This is a genomic window from Candidatus Dojkabacteria bacterium, from assembly GCA_030583845.1.
In the GTDB taxonomy this organism is placed as follows: domain Bacteria; phylum Patescibacteriota; class Dojkabacteria; order SC72; family JAHDCA01.
In genome coordinates, this window is sequence record CP129478.1 from 329,167 (window position 1) to 349,674 (window position 20,508).

The window sequence follows — 20,508 nt, forward strand, 5'->3', positions numbered from 1 at the left end:
TTTATTGCCAGCTGCCAATATGGAAATCAAAGTATTACAGGGTGTGAACTTTGAAGCACCGCACACGCTTATTAAGATCAGCCTAGATGGTGATGCTGGTAAAGTAACTCCCCTACTCGACCTAGTTAAATCTTTCCACCATGTCTTGTTAAAGGAGTATGTGGTGGACGGCTCGACGGTGATATTGAATTCGAAGCTAACGCACTTGTGGAAGAGTTCAGCAGAGCATCTGAACAAACTATCTTTAGGCGAACTCTCACAAGAAGAGGTTGAAGAATACGTTATAGGATATACTATCAAGAATCAGATCTACTCGATGTCGACACTGTTTATGCTGGAAGGCGCGATCGAGTTAGGTGAAGAAGTCACCCAGTCTCTCTTTAACGGCCCTGTATTCGATGACCCTTCTTATGAGAAGCCTGGTGGTGCATGGAATCGTGTCTATACGATCGGAGCCGGCTCGGCCGCAATGCTTACAAAATCAACTGGCTCTACTGGTGACCCGATCATGGCTTTGAATATCCAGCGAGACAAGTGGGTAACCAACACATATGCCGATCGATTGAAGCTCCCTGTAGCCAAATGGGACTTACTTCGATCCGAAGAAGAGGTTGAGCGACTTTTTGAGGAGTATGAGAAGCCCGTGGTTATAAAACCGACAGGATTGGTAGGTGGCAATGGGGTCACCACCAATATTAATACTCTCGAGCAAGCTAAAAAGGCATACAATTATGCCTACGACATCGTCCATGAGAAAAACCGATCGGCGTGGCAGCAGAAGATTATGATCCAGCAGCAGGTCGCAGGTGAAGATTATCGACTACTGGTCGTTGGTGGAATCTTGGAGATTGCTACCAAGCGCATCCCAGCCTTTGTGACTGGCGATGGGAAATCCACTCTGGAGCAGTTGATCGAAGAGACAAACAGAGATCCACGCCGAGACATGCGCAACCCCGCCCATATCTTGAAGCCGATAGCTTTCGATGAGAAACTGGACGAGTATCTTGCTGAGCAGAATCTATCGCTCGACCATATCCCAGGTGAGGGTGAGAAGATCTTCGTGCGCAAGGTTGCAAGCATGAGCCAGGGTGGGATCACAGAAGATTTCACAGATAAAGTACACCCACAGATTAAGTATCTTGCAGAATCAATGGCCAGCTCGATCCACGCACATGTGGTTGGCATCGACGTGATCTGCAAAGATATCTCGAAGCCTTTGACCGCAGACAACGGTAGCTTTATCGAGATGAACACAATGCCCGAAGCATACCTCAACACCTTCCCGGTGATCGGCAAGCAGTATCCCGAGACAGGTCAGGTAATCATTAAGCGACTGCTGGAGAAGATGAAGCCAGTAACCCGTATCGTGGCTATAGGGTTGGGATTACCAGAGCTGTTTGAGAAGTTGGAGAACGAGGGTGTGATTGTCGATGATGCAATTGTAGGTACAGTGTCGGGTGGTAGCATCTATATCGACAGCGAGATTATGCATGAGGATGTAGAGACCTGGGAGGCAGTAGAGGCACTCAAATTGAATGCCCTACCCTCGGTGCTAGTGCTGCACTATAAAGATGCTGACGAAGTTGAGGAAGTGGGACTTGGGTTTGATAAGGTAGACTATCTAATCGCCAATGATGAGGTAAGTGAGAAGCTGAGTGGCGAGGGATATAAGAGTAAGGTGTTGAATTTCATTAAAATCTAAGGATGTAATGCAGATGCGATACCTATACATAGAAAAGCCCCAAAGAGTCAAAATGTCCGGTGAATACCCGAAGCGTGCTATACGCATAATGGAGGAGCTTGAGAAGGCCGGTCTTCCTTATGATTTCGCATACAACGATCAGATATCAATTTCATTAAATAAAAGCGAGCTCCAGATTAAAGTTAATGGAAAAGATGTTAGAGAGTACACACATATTATCTTTGGTGGTCACCACCTCCATAGCCAACGAGATTACGAGATAAAGAGACTGATCGTCGACGTTGTCGATGAGCATAACCAGGATAGCGGTAACTCAGAGCCCATAAGAGTTCAGAACTCTCGATTCATTAAACGAATGACATTCTACTCAAAGCTGCACATGGCAAAGATCTGCGCAGACTATGGCCTACCGTTCCTCGCAACATATTACGACCGCTCGGGTAAGTATCAGCAGTCCAACCTACCCTTCCCCTACCCTCTGATTGCAAAACATGTCGATGGTCGCAATGATCTGGTGATGATCGACGGTGAGAAGAAAGTTAAAAAGAATGTATACAAGCTTGATAATGAGAACGGTTGGAAGCAGGACAGGCTGGCCACCAAGAGCCCAGCGCTCTTCTTCATACAGGAATTCGCCGACTCAGGAGAAGATTTCCGATATTTTGTATCCAAGGGCGAAGTGATAGGAGGCTGGAAGCGTGTCGCGGGCGACAGCTTTATGACCGTGAACCGCAAAGAGGGTGCCAGATATTTCTATGCCAACGAGCCAGACAAGAAGATTCGAGATATCTGTAAAGCCGCCGCGGATGGCTGGGGAGTCGACTTTATGGCATTGGACTTCATGTATAAGGATGGTGAGCCTCACATTTTGGAGTTCAGCATGAACCCTGGCTTCGATGCCTATGAGAAGAAGTGCGAAGATGGCGAGCCAACAAATATCGCCGAGGCGATCGTTAAATCTTTTTAATGAAATTCAGATAAGCCTGCGAGGTGTCTAGGTGACTACAGGATGCGATTATAGCCCTGCTACCTTGAAAGCATCATCAAACATCTTCTTGCTGTAAACAAGCTTTGGCTTAGGGATGAGCCCTTCATCCACCCACTTTATCTGGCTAAATCCGATCTTGCCAGCATATAGCTTCTCATAGATTGTAGGATCCTTCTCTACTTTATTCCTGACCCTTCTAAAGCCTTTAAAGTAGTTATAGTCCCGCGAGTATATACCCGGCATATTTGTATCCCCTAGCCCACGCTTGACTCGATATACGATGTGGAATGCCTCGATCCTAGGAGCAAAAGCCTGTGTAGCATTATAAAGCTCACGGAACGACATCTGCTCACCAACCCGGATAGCCCACACCTTGACTGCTCGGCCTACCAGATCTTTCTTCTTCAATACGCCAACCATCTCCTCATTATATGTAGCTAATCCCTCCTCTGCCTCAAGATATGAAGGGAGGTTTGAATTTGCCAAGGCAGGCACTTTAGTCTGCTCTCCATTATAGGCCCTGGCTATATGCGTGAATTCATGCACAATTGTCTTCCGTAGATCTACGGCACTCTTCTCAATCTCTGGATCCATCAATATCTCCTTCTTCTTGATACCAACCTTCACCCCGTTCTTGTCGATGTTCTTTGACTTGCCTGCTTTCCAATCACTCAGTCCAAGCTCCTCAAGGACGATTGCCATAGTTTCTGCAATCTCTTCGTACCTCAGCTTTCTCTCAACTTTCTTACTCCCCTCATCCATCAGTTTGTAATTTTTCACCTTGCCCCGTAGCACTCTTGTGGCATTCCTAAAAAGGATATCGCCAGGCATTCCAAATCTCTCCTGCGAGAGTCTTGTGAATCTAAAATTCTGGCCGACTGAATGTAGAAGCTCATTGAGCTGGTGCTTCGAATCGATCAGTTCTAGGTAGAATTCTGAAATTCGAGGATCTACATCGGTGACAACTTTTACACTACTCAGCTTTGCTAAGATGTCGGCATTTTTATTTTTTACAACTGTATAAGTGAAAAGCGGGTTGTAGCTGCTGGACTCAAAGAATCTCTTGCGCTCTTCTTTTAGGTTGGTTGGGGTGAACACTAGGGATGTAGGGGCGCGGAATTCTTGCAGCAGCTCTGTTAGTTCCTTGAGCTTAATTTCGCTCTTTCCTTTTTTGGCGAATATCGTCATATGGTTACCATATTCAATCTTACCGCCGATTCTAACAGAAATATTAGCCTTAACCAAGGGAAGTCGCACTTTGCAAGTGCGACTTGGTTCGCGCTTCGCGCTTATTCTTTCGCGATGCTAGTCACGCCTGCTGCGAGCAGCTCCAAGGCTGCACCAGTACCCTTTGCCACACAGTACATCGGCTCATCAGCAACGTATGCAGGCACGCCGGTCGCCTTCGTGAATAGCTTGTCCAGATTCCGAAGCATTGCTGTACCCCCACTCATCGCCATGCCACGATCAATAATATCGGCCGATAGTTCAGGCGGTGTCTTTTCTAACACAGACTTGATAGCCTGAATAATTTGCGCCAGCGGCACTCGCAAAGCCTCTGCGACCTCATTCGAATTTATCTCCATCGAGCGAGGCATTCCGCCTGCTGCATCACGACCACGAATCTCCATCGATTGTGGATTCTCCACCTTCATCGCTGAGCCAATCTTAATCTTGATCATCTCGGCTGTTTGCTCACCAACCAGCAACCCATGTCGCTTACGCAGGTATGACACAATAGCATCATTAAGCGCATCTCCTGCGACACGCAAGGATGAGTACTCTACAATTCCACGGAGCGAGATCACGGCAATTTCAGAGGTACCACCACCCATATTTACGATCATGCTTCCGGTCGAGGTCTCAATTGGCAAGCCGGCGCCAATCGCTGCGAGCAACGGCTCGGGCACCAGATAGATCTTACGGGCTCCAGCAGCCGTAGCCGCCTTGAGCACAGCACGCTTCTCTACAGAGGTGATTCCGGCAGGCACGCTAATCATCACATCCGGTTTGAAAAATCGAGAAGGACCTCCAAGTGCTTTGTTGAAGAAATACTTAAGCAGAGCTTCGGTCACGCGTGAGTCTGCAATAACACCGCTTCGCATTGGCCTGCGAGCTACGATGTCATCGGGAGTCTTGCCGATCATCTCCTTTGCCTCCATCCCTACGGCTAGGACCGACATATTGTTTACATCAAGGGCGACAACTGTGGGCTCTGTTAGCACCACACCCTTGCCCTCGAGAAATACTATTGAATTGGCTGTTCCTAGGTCGATGCCTAGCTTCTTTCCTCCTATCATTGGTCTGATTATACTTGTGGGCTGGTAAATTTCAAAGCTTATGGGCTCAATTAATTAATGAATCGGCAATATTAAGCGGCCGGGCGACTTCATGAAAGCTGCTTATAGTAATTTCCCTCGCTATTCGCTATTATGAATTCATGAAAGCACTCTTCTATTTTCATGAAAATAGCCGAAAGGCACCTTGGCAGCCTGCTGAAGACAGGTCTATGATCGACCTTGAGAATAACTTGCTCGCACTAGCCGACGGCGCTACCAGAAACATCGTCAAAGAGAAGCACAACTACCCTAAAGATTTCTATGCGGCTGCAACTGCTGAGCTATTCGTGAAAAGCGCTCAGGAGCTACAGGAGCAGTTTGATTTCGCAAGTGGTGAAATGGATGACATGCTTCATGAAATTAATAAGAGAATATATGAAAACAACCAGACTCTAGGCTTCGATTATGAGAAGCTGGAACAGTATTGGAAGCCAGAATGCGTAGGTGCTGTTGTAAAAGTAGTTGAGGGGGTCCTCTACTACGGCGTGATGGAGGATGTCTATCTGAATGTGCTTCGTGGCGAGGAGCTATCCGACCAGGTTAATATGAGCTACACATTGATGAAGGCATTTCAATATGCCCAGCACGAGAAGGAGAAAGATCCTACTCTAGACTTCGAGAAATTTTGGTGCACCAAGCTGCGCAACAACCCCGATGCGAAAGACGCCGAGGGCAATAAAACTGGATGGGGCTCATTTAACGGCGAGCAAGGCGCGTCGGCTTTCTGGCAAACAGGCAAAGTAGAGCTAAAGCCAGGCGATATTATCCTGCTACTGACCGATGGTGCACTGGATCTGTTTAATGATTCTCCGTTTAATAAGCAAGCTGAGGAGATCATCTTCAAGAGCGGAGTCACTGAAGGGGTGAAAAGCCAAGAAGAGCTATCTGGCCTAATTACCCAGATGGTTAATGCTGGCAACGAAAGGCTGCTCAAAGAGAAAAGCATCATCCGCACTCTTTGGAATCTGCCACCTATTGGCTAGCTCCCAATCATCTACCTGACCCACGTCAGACACTTCATTAGATCTTCATTGCATCCATCACTCGTCCTATAACATCATCTGCAACCTTATTTGCACTTTTCTCACCCTCCTCTAATAGCTCAACTATATACTTGTCTCCAAGCTTATCTACCTCAGCCCTCTTCTCTCGTACAGGCTGAAGCATCTTCTCAATTGCTGCGTATAGTTTCTCCTTCACCTCTACATCGCCTACAGTTCCCTTAACATATCTTTCTTTCAGATCGTTAATTTCATCTTTATCTTCATTAAAGTAGTCATGATAGATGAACACAGGATTACCCTCTACGCGACCAGGGTCGGTAGCACGGATTCGGTTAGGATCTGTATACATGCCCATTACTTTCTTACGCACATCTTCTGGCGAGTCACTAAAGAAGATTCCACCCGTCGATTTCCCTGCCTTCCCTTGTCCATCCAGTCCTACCAGTATCTCCCCTATCAAACCTGCAGGAACTTTCAAAGCCTTTCCATAAGTCTTATTAAATTTGTTCGCCAAGTCGCGTGTGATCTCAATATGCGCCTCCTGATCCTTACCAACTGGGACTACGTCGGAATCTACAATCAATATATCGGATGCCATCAGAACTGGATATCCCAAAAGACCATATGTTAGGTCATGCCCACCCTGCAGCTTCTCCTTCAGTGCAGGCTGCCTCTCGAGCTCAACCATTGGAGTCAGCATAGAGAGAATTAGATGCAATCTAAATGTCTGAGCCAACCTAGACTGCCTGTAGAACGTAACTTTCTCCGGGTCCATTCCGAGGCTGATCTGCGTCTTTATCAAATCGATCGCGTTTTGATGAATTATATCGGCCTGATTATAATGAGTAGTCAAGGTATGATAGTCTGCAGAGAAGATAAAGGTATCGTACTCATCTTGCCTTGCGATTCTGTTTTTGAGCGTGCCAATATAAGCACCGATTACATATGAATTTCCAGATGCCCTATCCCCTGTCAGTAGCCTTTTCTTTTTTTCCATCACTTTTCTTCATTAAATTTAATCTATCTTACTTGGGGACCTCGTTTACAGCCTAAGCCATAAAACAAAAATCCCCGAACAAGAATGAACCAAAATTCACTCTTGCCCGGGGACGTTACTCACGTGTTGCCACCCCTTCTTTGCGAGTACATCGCTGCACCCACCTTGTCGACTGACTTCCGGTGTAGAAACTAACTTCCACCACTTATCTCATCAGTCCGAATCTATTACGTGATTCGCTACGTCGCACATACTCAATCATGCCTTCGTGTGACAGACCTTTCTGATTGCTGCTCCCTGGCCCATTCTCCAGATCACGGCATTTCATACCTTCGCAAAATCATTTACAAGGGTATGATTACATTATACTACAGCCTTATTGATTTGTTAATTGCACTCTGATATCTTCAGATTGATGAAAAAGCAATTCAGAACGAAAATCCTTCCGGTCATTACAAGCATATTCGGAGCGCTAATAATTATATCGGGTACTCTTATTGTCTTCCTCTACGCTAACGGCTATAGATTTAATAGAGAGGAAGGGACACTAGACAAGACTGGTGTCATAAGTATAAGTGCAAGCCCATATAGAAGTGAGATCTATCTCGATGGCAAACCAATCGGTAGGACCCCGAAGACGGTCTCCTCCCTTAAAGCAGGTGTCCACACAGTGAGGATTACCAATGATGGGTTCCATGATTGGTACAAAGAGGTTGATGTAAAAGTTGAAAAGTCTACACCTATCAGTGCCATTCTTTTGAGGTCTGAGCTCAAAGCAGAAGAGGTATTTAAGGTCGACGATGAGATAGTAAATGTGAGCCATGACCAGCTGTACAACTATGTCTTCATCACCACCAAGAAAGAGCTGACCACCTCACCCACACCAACAGCTCCATTGGCTCAAGATCAGGCACTCTATAAAATATGGCGGTACAACATAAATCCTAATTTTTGGGAGCTAGCCCAGAACCCAGTGCTCATCTACGAAGAGGAGATAGCAGCAGTAGAGGAATTTGAATTGCTCGTATCACCAAACGGCCAGAAGGCGCTCCTGACGCTAACCACACCTGTCGCCGGCCCAGAAGAGCAAACCAAAGCCTACTCACTGCTCAACACTGGCAGCAAGAATGATACCCCGACCCCATTAAATCTCGAGGCCTTTACGGAGGGCTACGAGATCGAATGGGCAATGGACAGTCAGTTCCTTATGCTTCAATCTGACACCGAGCTGGTCACCCTTAACACCAGAGACGAGACCAAGTACATCATCCGCAGAGACAATCTACCAGCCGCATGGAGCACCAACACCGACGGCCATCTATACCTAATTGATGAGGTTAGCGAGGCAGCTGAGGACGAGCAGGTTCAGCAATCGAAATTTCAGATCGCAAGATCAAGCATGGAAGGAAATGACAGCACTGTCTTTATCGATGATATTTTCACTCTGCCTGAGTCGGAGATATTGGTAGAGCAGTTCCAGGATCCTGTCACCAAGAGTGAGCTACAGACACCATTTGAGGTTAGTGAAGTTGGAGATAAATTGGCAGGAGATATTACTGGGATCTTAGAGATGGAGGATTTCCCTGGCTTTGTTATATTCACCACTCTTTCGACCTATTTCTATGACCCTGAGGATAACAGGTACACGCTCATGCTACCGGAAGCTGCTACAGTTGTCGGCTCAGACAGTGGCAACACCGAGCTAGGACTTTATGGGACTACCGTTACAGCAGTCTATACATATGATAAGGAGGAAGCGGACCATACGGTAGAGATCGGCACACTGGTGCTAACTCACCATTCTGAGGGATCAAAGAATGAGCAATTCAGATGGGTCCCTTCGACAGATTATCTTTCAACATTGGTCGACAGTAGCCTCTATGTGATCGATGATGAGGGTGATAATTATCTAAAGATTCTTGATGATAAGGCAGCTCTAGATTTCTACATGATAAACAGATCAGGCGAATACTTATATACATTCGCTCCTGAATCTGACAGCGAGGGCGAATCAGGCAGCTACAGCCTAGTACGTTACGAGCTAAGATAAGGCCACGATTGGGTATTTACCATCTGCTCACTCCTCATTGGGGAAATCATTAGCTCACGCATTCCAACCCTACTAAATCGCACCCGACCGGAATCGAACCAGTAACCTACTCGTTAGGAGTGAGTTGCTCTATCCAATTGAGCTACGGGTGCAAATTGCTTACGGAGACAATTGTATCTTAAATAGTGTCGCTTGAAAACCTCTCATAACTGCGAGTGAAACAGTGTCGAAATCAAGTGAAACATTGAAATTTTGCGATGGAGGCCAGGTTCACAATAATTACCCGAATACTGAGAATTCCGCTCTATGAGAGGCTTCTAGCTCTTGCCTAGGTAGCTAACCTCTTTCAGGTTGCCTCCGAAGCTCCTCTTCCGAGTCGCATACTCCAAGACAAGCTCCTCAAATCGATCAGGAGTAAGCTCGGGGAATTTTTCATCGACGAAGAACAGTTCTGCATACGCACTCTGCCATAGGAGGAATCCACTCAGCCTTTGCTCCCCACCAGTTCGTATAATCATATCCGGGTAAATGAGTCCGGCTGTGTCCAGATGTGAGGAAATAAGGTCGGTGTCGATTTCATCGGCTGGGATACCCTTTTCCACTATCTGTTTCACAGCCCGGACGATCTCATCTTGTGACCCGTAGTCGAGCGCGATTGAAAAAGTAGTCGCAGTATTGTTCTTTGTTCTTTCCTCTAGGTCATGAAATATATCAAGCAACTTCTTAGGCAGTCGATCTTTCCTACCAATATGCCTAAACTTCACATTGTTATCTAAGAATTTGCGCTTAAATCGTCTCGAGACCTGGATGAACAGCTGCATAATGAACTTCACCTCATCCTTGCCGCGCTGCCAGTTCTCGGTTGACCACCCCCACAGGGTGACATCCTCTATACCAAGCTCAATACCTCGCTCGGCTAGCATCAGGACGTTCTCTGCCCCTGCCTTATGGCCCTCAAAGGCTGTCAGGCCGCGTTCCTCGGCCCATCGCCTGTTTCCATCGCAAATAATTGCAACGTGCCTTGGACCTCCTTCAATCTTCCGAGCGCCAAACTGTATTTTCTTCCCATTTTCGCCAGTAAACAGCTTCTTTTTGGTTTGTTTCTTGCTACTTGTCTTGCTCATAGTTGCCAAATTTTATAAGGTATGTGCTCGTAATTATACGCAAATAGAACACAAATGGAACCCCGACAATACCATACGGTTAAGAGAGATTCCAGTTGTATCTAAGAGATTAATTAGCTACTCTGCGGTCAGCTCAGACTCTAGGTTCTTTTTTATCTCCTGCAATCGACCCAAAAGCTTATCAAGTGCAACCACCTCACTACTATCTTCTCTGCGCTGCTTTACCTCTGCCCCGCCATTCTCTAGGCTCCTCTTACTGATCACTACACGAATTGGATTGCCTATCAGGTCTGCGTCGGCGAATTTCACTCCAGGCGATGCATCCTCTCGGTCATCCCACAACACCTGAAGTCCTGCACCTATCAGCTCGTCGTATGCTGCCTCTGCTTTCTTCAAAATCTGCTCATCCTTATCTAGCGTGATCAGCTGCATATGATATGGCGCAACGCTTATAGGCCAAATTACCCCATTCTCGTCATTAAATAGCTCCGCAATTATGCCCATCATTCTGCTAATACCGATGCCATAGCTCCCCATATATATAGGCTTGCTCTTTCCTGCCTCATCTACCACTTCATATTTGAATGCCGAGGTAAATTTAGTCTCGAGCGGGAAGATATTACCTGCCTCGGATGACTTGAACAGCTCATACACCTCACCGCTCTCAGGGTGGATATCACCCTCTTTGGCAAGCTTGATGTCGTAGAACTGCTCAGGCTTATCGATATCGCGCCCCCAGTTCACATTTATAGTGTGATAGTTAGTCTTATTTGTACCGCACTCGAAGTTTCTCATCGGCTCGATCGAGTCATCAAGATACAGCTCCACACTATCGGGCAGATTTATAATCCCTGCGTACCCGATTTCTGCTCCTGTGACCTCTTTGACTGTGGCTTCATCAGCCAGCTCCAACTGCTTTGCACCGACGACCTTCTTCAGCTTTATCTCGTTCACGTCGTAGTCGCCACGAACAGCTGCGACGATTACTCGATCGTCAGCCTTATATATCAATGTCTTTACGCACTTCTGTGCTGGCACATCTAAGAATTTCACAAGCTCCTCCATCCCTGTGATCTCCTCACCATACACATCCTCAAGCTTTCGTTCTGACTCCTCTGCGTTGCCCTCAAATTCAGGCGCTTTGCTAGGCGCAACCTCTCTATTATATGTAACCCCAGTGCTCTCAACGTGGAAAAGCCAATCCTCACCTGTCTCGAGCCTCACCTGGAACTCATGCGAGAAGTTCTCAGTGAAGTCACCGCCTGATGCGAGCGCTAAATATGTATAATTACCGATACCAACCCTCTTCATCACATTCATATAATATTTCTTCGATTCTTCGTAATACTGCTCAAAGTCCTCCTTCGATGCATGGAAACTATACAGATCTTTCATCCTGAACTCTCTCATGCGGAGCAGTCCCGATTTGGCCCTCGGCTCATTTCTAAATTTGGTCTGGATCTGGTACAACGCTATGGGTAAGTTCTTATAGCTATTCCCGTACTGTTTTACGATCGAGGTTGTCACATCCTCGTGGGTCGGGTTTAGGATATATTCGGAGCTATTCTTGGCCTTAGACACCTCATTTGCAGGAGATGTCTTCATCAGTACGTCTACTGTATTGAGTCGGTTGGTAGTCTGCCAGGTCTCTTTCGGAGCGAGTGCGGGCATCTGCATCTCCTCACCTATCTTATCCATCTCGTCTCGTACAATTGTCTCGATATTTCTAATCACCCTTAACCCTAGTGGCAGGTATGCATACACGCCTGACATTACCTGGCTTACGAAGCCCCCTCTTACTAGGTATGTTGCATTCTTAGAGTCGTACTCTTTTGATCCTTTACTGGTTTTGAAAAGCGTATTTGAATATTTCATATCTTATAAGCTCAAATTATATTTACTAGTTCAGCTATTCTATAAAATTTTACCCCTAACGGGGTGGCATCAACTGCCATGTGGGATTCTTGAAGCAATAAGAGTCGGAGGATTGTAAAAACAAACCTAAGTTATCTGTGAACGATTTTTCTGTCTTCCACGATGAAATATCCATCTCAAAACAATTCTATCACCTTTATTCATAAATTCTACCCCTGATACCGAGCTACATCTGCTCTAGTGGCTTCATGCCGAGCAGCTTCATACCGTCTGCGAGCACCTGAGTTACCAGATCTACTGCGAGAAGCCTTACAGCCTTTTCGCTCTCATTTGCGTTCTGTATGGACTCTCTTTCATAAAAGTTGTTGAATAGCTTGGCCAGATCATAGATATACTCTGCGACGATGCTTGGTGCATAATTATTTGCTGCCGATACAAACCTCTCCTGATACTCTAACGCCTTCATTAGCAATTGGTGGTCTAGCTCTGTCATCGAGTCACTAATATTGCCCATATCGACAGGTATAGTGCCCGGCTCATAGTTCTGACCTCTCAGAATGCTCTTGCCTCTTGCATATGCATACATTATATATGGGCCGCTCTTACCGGTGAATGAGACAGCCTTCTCAATATCAAATCGCATATCCTTGAACGGGTCGGTCACCAAGAATGCAAACTTCAATGCATTCACAGCAACTACTTCAGCGATCTCCTCCTCACTCATGCTGGACTCCATCTGCACATTGCGCTCCTGCACTGCCTTCACTGCGGCCTCGTGCATCTTATCCAGCAAACCATCGCCCGATAGAGCCTGGCCATCTCGCGAAGACATCTTCTTTCCATCCTTGCCATACACATAACCGTAGGCATAATGGTAAAGATTATCGATCGGGATAAGCTCAAGCATGTCGAGCAGAGAGAACAGCCTCTGGAAATGCATGATCTGCTCATTGCCCACAACCCACATCGCTCTCCACGGTTTGAATTTCTCGATCTTCAGCGTAGTCAGGTGAATATCTTGGGTGTGATATAGAGATGTTCCATCCGACTTAAGCAGCACAACATCTGGAACACCATACTCATCCTCTATACGACCGACAATAGCACCGTCCTCTAGTTTCTCAATCTTGGTGCCGTCGAGGTAGTTCATAATAGTATCTCGACCGCTTGTATAGATCTCGCTTTCATACCACCTATGTCCGAAATCTTCCCACACTCTGCCTGCTGTAGCTAACTGACCTTCAAGTACCCAGTCGATCATCTTTCTCCAGGTCGCTCTTATTTCTGGATCTCCCTGCTCCCACTTGGCCAGCATGCCCTTGATCTGCTCTTTTACATCGTTGTCATCTTTATATTTCTGAGATCCTAACACATAGTATTTACCGACAAACTGGTCAGGCTTCAGCCCTTCACTATCGGGCGTGCCTCCTTGGGCTAGATTATCGAGTGCCCAGATCGTCTTAACGATCGGCATGCCGCGGTCATTGATGATGCTGTCTTGCTCTCCCACAAACCCAACCTTATCAAACATCCTCAATAGTGAAGTGCCTAAGAACAGGTTGAGAAGGTGTCCTATATGAAGTGGCTTGTTTGGGTTGGGTGATGGAGATTCAACAAGTATCACACGCTCCTGGCCTGCTGTTGCTGTTGAGAATTTTGCAAAATTGAGCCCAGCTTTGGCTGCATTCTCTATAAGCCATGCGTTATTTACTTTCAGATTAATGAAATTGTTAGGAGCAACTGTAAGTTCTGATATCCAATCGAGGTTGGCATCGTTAATTATGCGTGCCAGCTCTTCGGCAATCTCTTTAGGGCTTTTCTTCAATTCGCCCGCTAGCCTCATAGCCGCAGTGCTTGAGAAATCTCCCATCTCAGAGTTCGCACAGTATTGGAAATATAGACTCTCGGCTGCCAGCCCTGCTTCACTAACTATCTTAGTCAATTCAGAATCAATAAGGGATAAGATCGAATCCTCCTTCACCAGACCCATATTCTCTGCCCTTCTCTTCTTTATACCCTTACTGCCTTTCTCTTTTGCCACATCTTTTGCGACCATCTTCTGTAGATCTTCTCTAGGATTTGCCTTGTCATAAGCATTAATTGCAGCTGACTGGTCATATTCAATTACTATATGCTGAGAGTTATTATCTAGTCGATATACATCAGTTACTGCTCCAAAGTACTTTTGGAGGTTTTTAGCAAATTCCTCGACTACCTGCTCGATACCCACCTCAATACCTTTAGAAAGCGATTCCGAGAAATCGATGACAAAGTAGGCATCCTTGGTTTCCCTTGTCACTGCTGTTCTTTCCGACTGTCGCCACCCCCACATCCTACAGGTTACAGAGTGGTCATCTTTCCAGACTGGCTCACCAACATATGGAGTGCCAACTTCCGCCTCACCTATGCCCAAATAAGGCTCATCGCCTGTTGCGAAATCGAGTTGCAAATCACCGACAACCTTAGCTAGATCCTCTCCTCCAAATGGGAGGCCATACTTGACCGAATAGCTGTTGTAGAAGTTGACCAAAGCATTAATATTTGGGAGGTCCTTATCGCTCATAACCCTCTTGGTAAGGGCAATATGTGAGGCGTCGAAGCTCTCAGTTACCTTGGTCGTTTGAGAGATATTGTCTAGCACCATCTGGTAGCGATCCTGCCATAGCTTGTACTGTGGGAGGCTTAGCCAATCAAGGTCGGCATATTTCTCACGCAGCCCAGCTTCTATCTTCCGGCTTTCTTCCAATATATCTTTGCCAAATCTGGTCTCGATATTTAGGCCACGAGCGATGACAATATACTCCACTGCGTCGGGGAACTTCTCGAAGATTTTGTTACTAATTGAGACCTTCATTCGATCTATTCTCTAGGTTATCTTGCCTGGCGCATCCGGAGGGACTCGAACCCCCAACACTCGGTTCCGAAGACCGATGCTCTATCCAATTGAGCTACGGATGCATCTCCAAAGTCCAAAATCATTTACCCTCGAAGTTGCGAATGAATTACTTCCTATTTTACCACCTTGATACCGACTCTGCACCAATCATGTGATCGTTAGTTTCACTCCGTCCCATGCGCGTTACACGGTTTTTACACTCATTTAGATCGTTAAGTCTGCAGTACCAGCGGCCATATGGCTATAGGACAGTAAATCGTACCCGGACGGAATCGAACCGTCAACCTTCAGCTCCGCAAGCTGATGCTCTATCCAGTTGAGCTACGGGTACATAATCGTCAGGTGATTTTACCCGACGACATCAATAACCGCAACCAACCTATGCCGTTTCGATTTCTCACTTCTTGGGCACAACCTGACCACCCATTGCCTTACCCAGCCAGGCGATCCCAGCTCCGAAGAGGAAGCCACCAACGTGTGCTCCCCATGCTACGCCGCCCTCGCCATTGCTATAGCTCAACAAACTGTTTAAGAACTGCAAAGCAAACCAGAACGCTAGTAGATACTTCGCACTAATATCATAAATCCCAACGCGAGGATATGCAATTATAAAGCTCTTGATTTTGCTTTGTGGAAAAGCAACCGCATAATATCCAAGCACTCCTGAAATTGCTCCGCTCGCTCCTATGATTGCCACATTTGTGTCCCACGAAATCCCTAACTGGACAAGTGCGGCAACGAGCCCAGCTACAAGATAAAACAGCAGATACTTCCCACTCCCCATCTTCGCCTCAACGTTATCTCCAAACACCCAGAGGTACCACATATTTGAGAATAGATGTAGCGCCCCACCATGGATAAACATAGATGTAACAAGTGTAAGCCACTCGCCATTTGCAATTAGCTCTGTTGGGATCAGTGCATAGCTCTGCAGAAACAGTTCAAGATCTGACTGCAGGTACTGAAAAACGAAAAAGAGGACATTTATTAGAATAAGTACGACTGTTACCACTGGGAAGATCTTTGATTTTTGCGAGTCGCTTATTGGCCACATCTTGTTGAAATTCTAGCATCTGATGAGCTAAAGAACTAGCAAACTTCCTTTGACTTTCAGAAAGTCAAGATTTCTCTCCACCGCTCTTTCATTAAAATTTAATGGAATCTGGCTTGAATGCAGCGCAATCCTCTACACTTACCTCTACATGATATGAGACGAAACACACATTTTAATGGTATAATGCTCACCGTTATGCAGGAAGAAATAGTAATTAAGGGCGCGAAGACGCACAACTTAAAAAATATCAGCCTGTCCATCCCCAAGAACAAATTTGTTGTTATTACCGGCGTTTCTGGTTCTGGGAAGTCGTCGCTCGCTTTTGACACCCTCTATGCTGAGGGGCAGCGTCGTTATGTGGAGTCGCTCTCATCATACGCACGACAGTTCCTTGGACTCATGGAGAAACCCGACGTTGAGAGCATAACTGGACTATCCCCAGCTATCTCCATCGACCAGAAAACATCTAGCAGCAATCCACGATCGACAGTCGGCACAGTGACAGAGATTTATGACTACCTGAGGCTTCTTTACACCCAGATCGGTGAGCCGCACTGTCCAAATTGTGGCCGCCCTATCCAAGCCCAGACTATCCAGGAGATCGTCGCTCAGATCAATACGAAACTGCTTGAGGGCAAAGAAGACAAGGCTAAACTGCAGGTGCTTGCACCTATCGTGCAGGCAAAGAAAGGAAGCTATAAAGATCTTTTCGACAACCTTCTGTCCAAGGGATTCCTAAGAGTAAGCGTCGACGGTGAGGTATACTCACTAGACGAGGCTGACGAGATCAAGCTTGATAAGAACAAGAAGCACAGCATCGACCTAGTTATCGACCGACTGGTATTCGACAAAGCATTGCATGAAGATAGCGAAAGTGAGGAATATAAGAGCTTCCAAAAGAGGCTTAATGATGCGATAGAGCTCTCCTCAAGCATGGCCGACGGCGAGGTCAAGATCTTGATCGACGAAGAGGCTCACTTCTACTCCGAGAGCAACACCTGCTTCAGCTGCAAACTATCGTTCCCAAAGCTAAAGCCAGCCTCTTTCTCATTCAACTCACCACATGGAGCCTGCCAACGCTGCTCCGGTATTGGCAGCCTCAAAGAGATCGACGTAGAGAAGATCTACAATCCTCGTCTTTCTATCCTTGAGGGAGGCATATTCCCATGGTCAAATCGCACCACAAGCGACTCATGGACAGCCAAAATATTGCAACAGGTCGCCGTAGAGCACAAATTTAGCCTCAAGACCCCTATTGGCGAGTACCCGAAAGAGATCCTCGACCTTATCTTCTATGGCACAGGAGCCAAGGAGCGTTACAGAATCAGCTACAGAAATAAGCGAGGCGAGTTAAGAGATTATGATGCAAGATTCGAAGGAGTTGTGCCAGAAATTGAGCGCCGCTACCTTGAAACCACATCGAACTATATCCGCGCTGAGACCGAAAAATATATGGTTGAGCGAGAGTGCTCGGAATGCCATGGAGCTCGCCTCAAGCCCTACCCGCTATCGGTCAAGCTAAAAGATAAAAACATAAACGAGCTGAGCAATCTCCAAATCAATGATGTGGTTAAATTCTTCAAATCGCTTGATCTGAAGGGAAATCGTAAAGAGATCGCAGACCCAATTTCGCGCGAGCTGATAACCAGGCTTACATTCTTGCTCGACGTCGGGCTTGATTATCTCACCTTAGATCGACGAGCCAGCACTTTATCAGGCGGTGAGTCGCAACGAATTAGGCTAGCCTCACAGATAGGCACAGGGCTTACAGGTGTCCTTTATGTCTTAGATGAGCCATCAATCGGCCTCCACTCTCGCGACGTAGACAAGCTTATCAAGACTTTAGAAAATCTTCGCGATATCGGTAATTCTGTAGTGGTCGTTGAGCACGACTATGACACAATCTCTAGGGCCGACCATATCGTGGATATAGGTCCTGGTGCAGGTGTAAATGGTGGCGAGGTAGTTGCCGAGGGTGTATATAAAGATTTCATGAAGCAAGGCAGTCTAACAGCCCAGTACCTCTTGAACAAGAAGCAGGTCGGAGAAAGCCTTCAGGACATTGAGAATGAAGAGACTCAGAACTTTGTTGACGGGAAGAGGCTCGTCCTGAAAGGGGTTAAAACGCACAATTTGAAGTCGGTAGACCTCGAGGTACCTCTTGGCAAGTTTGTGAGCGTTACGGGCGTCTCAGGCTCTGGGAAATCCTCGCTTGTAAATGACACACTCTATCCGATCTTAATGAACGAGAAGATGAACGGCAAGCAAAGCGTTGGAGAATATGAATCTATCGAAGGGCTTGAGCATGTACAGAAAGTCATCGGAATCGACCAGAGCCCTATCGGGCGCACACCTCGCTCCAACCCTGTCACCTATATCGGCGCTTTCCAGTATATCCGAGACCTTTTCGCAATGACACCAGAGGCACGCGCCCGAGGCTATACACCAGGCCGATTTAGCTTCAATGTGAAGGGGGGGCGTTGCGAGAAATGCCAGGGCAACGGTCAAATCAAGGTAGAGATGCAATTCCTCGCCGACATGTATATCACCTGCGAGGAGTGCGGTGGCAAAAGGTATAACAAAGAGGCTTTGCAGATCGATTACAAAGGGAAAAACATCTCCGAGGTGCTAGATATGTCAGTAGCTGAGGCACGCGAATTCTTCTCAGCTATATCCAATATAAAGAGGAAGCTTGATCTACTAAGCGATGTTGGGCTCGACTATATCAAACTCGGTCAGTACGCCACTACCCTTTCAGGTGGCGAATCGCAGCGTATAAAGCTAGCTCGTGAGCTCACTAAAATGGTGCGGGGACACACAATGTATATCCTCGATGAGCCAACAACAGGCTTACATTTTGCTGACGTCGACAAGCTCTTAATTGTATTGAAAAAGCTTGTAAATAAGAATAATACCGTGCTCGTAATTGAGCACAATATGGACATCATCCGCTACTCTGACTGGATAATCGACCTAGGTCCAGATGGTGGCGACAAGGGTGGGTTGATCACCGCTCAAGGCAGTATGGCAGACATTATTGCTGCAGGTACGCACACTGGCAACTATTTGAAGGAATACCTAGACCATACCTCATAGTTGGTAAAGATTCTGGCAAAGTTGGGTAAGTCATTCAAAATTGCAAATTTAAGCAAAATTTGCACAGACGTCTTCACTTGCTAATATACTAGCGGATTCTTTATAGAAAAGGATCCGAATTTATTCGCCATTAAATTATAGCTCCGTAAAAGCAGATTTGGTATCAACCCTCCTTGCTGTCGAACTACAGGATACACCAGGAGGAAGTAACACCAAACTACAGGCTACACCTATAGTCAACAACTTTGAATGCACTGACATTATTATTTAATAAAACCCTCAAATATAGCAAGAAAGTCCTTCCGTACAAGATAAAGAATAGGTTGCTCGCAAAATTACTATACCTGCAACACTAGCGCATAATTAGTTGTAGGTAAAGACACAATTATATCATTCTATCCAATAATAATAGACGTAAATAATCCTGTAGTCGGAATAAAGCAGTAATACAGGTTCGCAATCTAGATGAAATGGCGTAGCTACAAGTGCAAAATAGTGGTAACATTACTTTCATAATGTAAGTCCATCTATTTATCATAGCAATACGGCTGCTGCTATATTATTTAATTTACTCTTTATACTAAAGAGTTTCAAATTAAATAGTGCCAAAATTGCACTGCAACATTTACTCCTTGAAAATATTACCAAAAGTAGGCGGATACTTTACTTACAAGCTTTACAATCAAATTCAAGCACTTATATACGTTTTCCTTCTTTTTCTAACTTAACGTCTTATGTAAAAGCTTTTCACACGGTTAACCCAAACCATAATATTTGGAATCCCCCTTACCCATAAGGCATTAACGATTATAAATATATTTTTAGCCATAACCGCTCAGTCCACCAAGAATTATGCAAATCTTCTCGGATTTTACATAATATATTTTATAGGCCTACAGTTAGCTACCCAACAGCATTCATGGATACATTTGTGAAACATATGCCCAATCCAGGGTACGCAATTCTGACCCACTCATAATGTGACACCTATGCACAATACCTACTAATCATATAGTGGCGCGTCGCAAAATGTGCTTTAAGGTTTATTTTGCAATATTGGCACGCCCTGTATTGGTTTGCTACATGCTTTATAGTGCAAACTTGTATAGAAACATACATTACTGATACCAAGGGAAAATTTATATTGGCTAGCAGAAGTACATGGAGTGTGACAGTGTTAAGTCTGCTACTCACCTCCACATAGAAAAATTTTGTTGGGGATGTCTGATGATATGTCAGACCTAGATGGCGTACCTGGCAGGATTCGAACCTACAACCTACTGCTTAGAAGGCAGTTGCTCTATCCCTTGAGCTACAGGTACATAACCTTAGCAGATCACCTATTCAGGATTGCTAATTAGTCGCATGAGTATAATACATTTA

At 45.8% G+C, this 20,508-nt stretch carries 12 protein-coding genes and 4 tRNA genes; 5 read left to right on the forward strand and 11 right to left on the reverse strand.

Annotated elements, in window-relative coordinates; genetic code table 11:
* Positions 1-19: 19 nt before the first annotated feature.
* Entirely contained in the window at positions 20-1,702 is a 1,683-nt protein-coding gene (locus tag QY318_01485; protein WKZ31426.1) for a hypothetical protein, read from the forward strand.
* 52 nt (positions 1,703-1,754) lie between these two features.
* Entirely contained in the window at positions 1,755-2,669 is a 915-nt protein-coding gene (locus QY318_01490; GenBank protein WKZ31427.1) for a hypothetical protein, read from the forward strand.
* A gap of 48 nt (positions 2,670-2,717) precedes the next feature.
* Here the strand turns inward: QY318_01490 and QY318_01495 are convergent, their stop codons facing one another.
* Both QY318_01495 and QY318_01500 read right to left on the reverse strand, forming a co-directional pair.
* Positions 2,718-3,878, reverse strand: coding sequence for a DUF1704 domain-containing protein (locus tag QY318_01495; GenBank protein WKZ31428.1), 1,161 nt, complete (start codon positions 3,876-3,878; stop codon positions 2,718-2,720).
* Between the two features lie 101 nt (positions 3,879-3,979).
* Positions 3,980-4,990, reverse strand: a complete 1,011-nt coding sequence (locus QY318_01500; protein ID WKZ31429.1) for a rod shape-determining protein — start codon at positions 4,988-4,990, stop codon at positions 3,980-3,982.
* 140 nt (positions 4,991-5,130) lie between these two features.
* On the opposite strand from QY318_01500, the gene QY318_01505 reads away from it, so the two are divergent.
* On the forward strand, positions 5,131-6,012 hold the full coding sequence (locus QY318_01505; protein ID WKZ31430.1) for a hypothetical protein: 882 nt from the start codon (positions 5,131-5,133) through the stop codon (positions 6,010-6,012).
* A gap of 37 nt (positions 6,013-6,049) precedes the next feature.
* Here the strand turns inward: QY318_01505 and trpS are convergent, their stop codons facing one another.
* Positions 6,050-7,030 carry a tryptophan--tRNA ligase gene (gene trpS / locus QY318_01510; GenBank protein ID WKZ31431.1) on the reverse strand — a complete coding sequence of 327 codons (981 nt, stop codon included), beginning with the start codon at positions 7,028-7,030 and terminating at the stop codon, positions 6,050-6,052.
* A gap of 415 nt (positions 7,031-7,445) precedes the next feature.
* Here trpS and QY318_01515 point away from each other — a divergent pair, with 415 nt between their 5' ends.
* The gene (locus QY318_01515) at positions 7,446-9,080 is read left to right on the forward strand and encodes a PEGA domain-containing protein (GenBank protein WKZ31432.1); all 1,635 of its coding nucleotides are present in this window, start codon (positions 7,446-7,448) and stop codon (positions 9,078-9,080) included.
* Between the two features lie 78 nt (positions 9,081-9,158).
* Here QY318_01515 and QY318_01520 read toward each other — a convergent pair.
* The 7 genes from QY318_01520 to QY318_01550 form a co-directional block, all read right to left on the reverse strand.
* Positions 9,159-9,232 (reverse strand) — tRNA-Arg (locus tag QY318_01520).
* A 165-nt stretch (positions 9,233-9,397) separates the two neighbouring features.
* A complete protein-coding gene (gene uppS / locus QY318_01525; GenBank protein WKZ31433.1) occupies positions 9,398-10,204 on the reverse strand; it encodes a polyprenyl diphosphate synthase in 807 nt (268 codons plus the stop codon).
* Between the two features lie 117 nt (positions 10,205-10,321).
* A complete protein-coding gene (proS, locus tag QY318_01530) occupies positions 10,322-12,079 on the reverse strand; it encodes a proline--tRNA ligase (GenBank protein WKZ31434.1) in 1,758 nt (585 codons plus the stop codon).
* 226 nt (positions 12,080-12,305) lie between these two features.
* The gene (gene argS, locus QY318_01535; GenBank protein WKZ31435.1) at positions 12,306-14,933 is read right to left on the reverse strand and encodes an arginine--tRNA ligase; all 2,628 of its coding nucleotides are present in this window, start codon (positions 14,931-14,933) and stop codon (positions 12,306-12,308) included.
* A gap of 27 nt (positions 14,934-14,960) precedes the next feature.
* Positions 14,961-15,037, reverse strand: a tRNA-Arg gene (locus QY318_01540).
* Between the two features lie 195 nt (positions 15,038-15,232).
* Positions 15,233-15,306: transfer RNA gene (locus QY318_01545), tRNA-Arg, on the reverse strand.
* 66 nt (positions 15,307-15,372) lie between these two features.
* On the reverse strand, positions 15,373-16,029 hold the full coding sequence (locus QY318_01550) for a rhomboid family intramembrane serine protease (protein ID WKZ31436.1): 657 nt from the start codon (positions 16,027-16,029) through the stop codon (positions 15,373-15,375).
* A 195-nt stretch (positions 16,030-16,224) separates the two neighbouring features.
* Between QY318_01550 and uvrA the strand changes: the two genes are divergently transcribed.
* Positions 16,225-19,125, forward strand: a complete 2,901-nt coding sequence (gene uvrA, locus QY318_01555; protein ID WKZ31437.1) for an excinuclease ABC subunit UvrA — start codon at positions 16,225-16,227, stop codon at positions 19,123-19,125.
* Positions 19,126-20,371: 1,246 nt separating this feature from the next.
* Here uvrA and QY318_01560 read toward each other — a convergent pair.
* Positions 20,372-20,447, reverse strand: a tRNA-Arg gene (locus QY318_01560).
* Positions 20,448-20,508: the final 61 nt, after the last annotated feature.